At 40.6% G+C, this 3,887-nt stretch carries 4 protein-coding genes and 1 pseudogene; 4 read left to right on the top strand and 1 reads right to left on the bottom strand.

All coding sequences use genetic code 11. From position 1 onward, the window contains the following. Positions 1–171: 171 nt before the first annotated feature. A complete protein-coding gene (locus B3O33_RS11185; protein ID WP_292361446.1) occupies positions 172–732 on the bottom strand; it encodes a Slp family lipoprotein in 561 nt (186 codons plus the stop codon). A 254-nt stretch (positions 733–986) separates the two neighbouring features. Here B3O33_RS11185 and rho point away from each other — a divergent pair, with 254 nt between their 5' ends. From rho to B3O33_RS11165, 4 genes and pseudogenes are all read left to right on the top strand, one after another. Then, positions 987–2,246: a transcription termination factor Rho gene (rho, locus tag B3O33_RS11180; protein ID WP_292361445.1), complete on the top strand. Its 1,260-nt coding sequence runs from the start codon at positions 987–989 to the stop codon at positions 2,244–2,246. Between the two features lie 50 nt (positions 2,247–2,296). Then, a complete protein-coding gene (miaA, locus tag B3O33_RS11175) occupies positions 2,297–3,214 on the top strand; it encodes a tRNA (adenosine(37)-N6)-dimethylallyltransferase MiaA (RefSeq protein ID WP_292361444.1) in 918 nt (305 codons plus the stop codon). A 73-nt stretch (positions 3,215–3,287) separates the two neighbouring features. Continuing rightward, positions 3,288–3,512, top strand: a complete 225-nt coding sequence (hfq, locus tag B3O33_RS11170; RefSeq protein WP_069296001.1) for an RNA chaperone Hfq — start codon at positions 3,288–3,290, stop codon at positions 3,510–3,512. A gap of 13 nt (positions 3,513–3,525) precedes the next feature. Then, positions 3,526–3,887: pseudogene (locus tag B3O33_RS11165) on the top strand (GTPase HflX); the annotation flags it as partial.

The following is a 3,887-nucleotide window of genomic DNA, read 5'->3' as shown; positions in this document are numbered from 1 at the left end:
ACGCATCTCATCAAAGTAGGTCAAAGCACAAACGGCTTTTTCAGGGTAGCCTTTTTTTATTATTTAACAGTTAGTCCCGGCGACCCACTTGGATACAGTGGTCGGTTTTTGCTCCTGCAAAACCGATATACACTATATCCTTATAAATAACAAAAAAGCTCCTGAACCTTACTAATAGTAATACCGGTAACCAAATCGAGGGTGGTACCAGTATCTATTATAATAACCGTGGTAAGGATAAAAACCATTAAAGTAAAAAGGGTCATAAAATGGGTCACGCTGAACAGATTGGTAGCGTTGCCATTTATACAATGATGAAACTTTGATGATGGGCATGCTTAACTCTTTTTTATCTACTTGCCTTGTCGCCTCGCCGTCAACTTTTCCAGAGAAAGTCAGCAAAGTGCCTTCTTTGTATACAACAGGATCAATGAAGTCCGAAGTCCTGGCCAGAAAGCGGCCTTCACTCGCTTGATTTGTAATCGGTTTGCCGTAATGATTAAGTGGATATTGAACCATTTGAATAATTGAAAATTCGTGATTATTTTCAACACTGACAACTTCGCCTCCCCAGCGAACTTCCTGGTTTGAAAAGTTTTCGATTGTTCCTTGTATTTCATTAAGCTGAATATCATTGGTTGGAGCAGTACTAATCTGTTTTGGGATATTGCTGCAACCTGACAATAAAGCTAGCAAAAAACTTGTCACAACGATGGCAGACATTTTTTTCATTTGCGACTCTCTTTGTAATGGTTTACTTTGTACCTACTTAGAACAAAACAGCTGTACTATAAGTTTCACAAACAATCCATCTTATCTGTACATTCTATGAACTGGGATATTTTTCCCAAAAATGCTGGACGGTTTATAATATTACTGATATTCTTTCTGGCAATTTTCCGGTTTAACCTCCCACAACTCCATAAAATCGCGTTCTCCGCGCGCATTCAAGGCAATTCTGATATAAAAACCCATTTAGGTAATACATGAATCTGACAGAACTAAAAAAGCAGTCTGCTGCTGAATTAATGGAACTAGCGTTATCCATGAATCTAGAGGGCCTGGCCCGCAATCGTAAACAAGAACTTATTTTCGCATTGGTCAAAGCGCATGCCAAACAAGGTGATGATGTTTATACCACCGGAGTTTTAGAATTATTACCTGATGGTTTTGGATTTTTACGTTCTCCTGAAGACTCCTATGTTGCCGGCCCAGATGATATTTATGTTTCACCAAGTCAGATTCGTCGGTTTCATTTACGAACTGGGGATACGATAAAAGGAAAAATCCGTCCTCCTAAAGATAGTGAACGTTATTTTGCCTTGGTAAAAGTTGATGAAATCAACTATGAAAAACCTGAGAATTCACGAAATAAAGTCCCATTTGAAAATTTGACGCCACTATTCGCCAATGAACGTTTTAATCTTGAGCGTGGTAATGGCAGTACGGAAGATTTAACTGCTCGTATAATTGACTTAGCCTCGCCGATTGGTAAAGGCCAGCGCGGATTGGTTGTTGCACCACCAAAGTCTGGTAAAACTATGATTTTGCAATCAATAGCACAGTCAATTGCCAGCAATTATCCTGACAGTACATTGATCGTCTTGTTAATTGATGAACGTCCGGAAGAAGTAACTGAAATGCAACGCTCGGTTAAAGGTGAAGTTGTTTCAAGTACCTTTGATGAGCCCGCAACGCGCCATGTACAAGTTGCTGAAATGGTTATCGAAAAAGCGAAACGTCTGGTTGAGCATAAACACGATGTGGTTATTCTGCTGGACTCCATCACCCGTCTGGCTCGGGCATACAACACAGTATCTCCTTCTTCAGGTAAGGTTTTAACAGGTGGTGTAGATGCAAATGCCTTGCAACGTCCAAAACGTTTCTTCGGTGCGGCGAGAAATATTGAAGAGGGTGGCAGTCTGACCATTATTGCCACCGCTTTGATCGAAACTGGGTCGAGAATGGACGAGGTAATTTTCGAAGAGTTTAAAGGTACGGGTAATATGGAAGTATTGCTTGAACGTAAATTAGCTGATCGTCGTATTTATCCTGCTATTAACGTAACCCGCTCAGGTACTCGGCGAGAAGAATTACTGACCAATGAAGAAGATTTACAGAAATTGTGGATCCTTCGGAAAATTCTGGCACCAATGGAACCGATCGAAGCGATGGAATTCCTGATGGATCGCCTCAAATCTACTAAAACGAATGTTGAGTTTTTTGACTCAATGAAACAAGGTTAAAGATAAGTTTGTCGAAAGACTTGGTTGTTTTACCCCCGGCAATTTTTTTGATGGGTCCAACGGCCGCCGGTAAAACCGATATGGCAATATTTCTGGCTCAGAATCTGCCAGTTGAAATAATAAGTGTCGATTCTGCGCTTATATATAAGAATATGGATATTGGCACGGCCAAGCCTGATGCAGCGTTGCTAAAGCAATTTCCACATCATTTAGTTGATATTATCGATCCGAAACAGGCTTATTCAGCTGGTCGGTTTCGTCAAGATGCATTAGCTTTAATGGCGGATATTACAAAGCGTGGCAATATTCCGTTACTTGTTGGAGGTACCATGCTGTATTTCAAAACATTGCAGTATGGTATTGCCGAATTACCTGAAGCCGACTTAGCAGTCAGGACCAGGCTGGAGCAGGAATCCAAACAATTTGGTCTGTCGCACTTGCACCAACGTTTAAATGATGTTGATCCTGTTTCTGCTGCACGCATTCATGTTAATGATCCACAAAGATTATTACGGGCTTTGGAAGTGTATGAGATTTCCGGGAAATCGCTTACTGAATTGACAAAACAATCAGATTTTTTGCTGCCGTATCAAGTCATAAAAATTATTCTGTCACCATTTGATAGAAAAATTCTTCACCAACGTATAGCAAAACGTTACAAAATGATGATTCAGACAGGATTTATTGAAGAAGTTAAAAAGCTTCGGGCGCGAGGTGATTTGCATGCTGCACTTCCATCGATTCGCGCAGTTGGATACAGACAAGCCTGGTCTTTTCTGAATGGTGATTATGATGAAGCTACTTTTATCGATAAAGCGATAATCGCGACAAGACAAATGGCGAAACGCCAATTAACTTGGTTACGAGCTCAAAATGATGGTGTCTGGTTTGATAGTGGTAAAGATTTGCCAAAGGAACCGGTATTGGATTTTCTTCGCCGCACCCTGTCAGAATCCGATAATGCTTGACGATTCTGTGCAGCCTTTTAGAATGCCTATTAAACTTTGATGTTCAACAATAATAACAATGATGGAGTCGACAATGGCTAAAGCCCAATCCTTGCAGGATCCTTTTTTGAATGCATTACGTCGAGAAAATGTTCCAGTTTCGATTTATTTGGTAAACGGTATCAAATTACAGGGTCAAATTGACTCCTTTGACCAATTTGTCATCCTATTGAAAAACTCGGTCAATCAAATGGTGTACAAACACGCTATTTCAACGATTGTGCCTGCCAGAAATGTTCAGATAACCCAAGAAGAATAAGGGAGTTTATTGATTGTTTGACCGGCCTGATAGCAATGCAGCTTTTGAAGAAAACGCCGAACAAGAATCGGTTGTTTTGGTTCACCTTGATTTTAATGACCGTGGTTTTGATGAAACCCAACAGGAATTTCTAGAACTGGTTAATTCAACTGGCGCTAACATATCAGCGGTGGTGCATGGCAAACGCCAGCGTCCCGATTCAAAATATTTTGCCGGAACCGGTAAAGTAGAAGAAATAGCCGAATTAGTTGCTGCCAATGATGCTGCTGTTGTCATTTTTAATCATGAACTTTCACCCAGCCAGGAACGTAATCTGGAACAGCGTTTAAAATGTCGTGTGTTAGGCCGAACGGGTCTGATACTCGATATTTTTGC

The organism is Methylophaga sp. UBA1464 (assembly GCF_002325665.1).
Lineage (GTDB): Bacteria > Pseudomonadota > Gammaproteobacteria > Nitrosococcales > Methylophagaceae > Methylophaga.
This window is presented reverse-complemented; position numbering and strand designations above follow the sequence as displayed.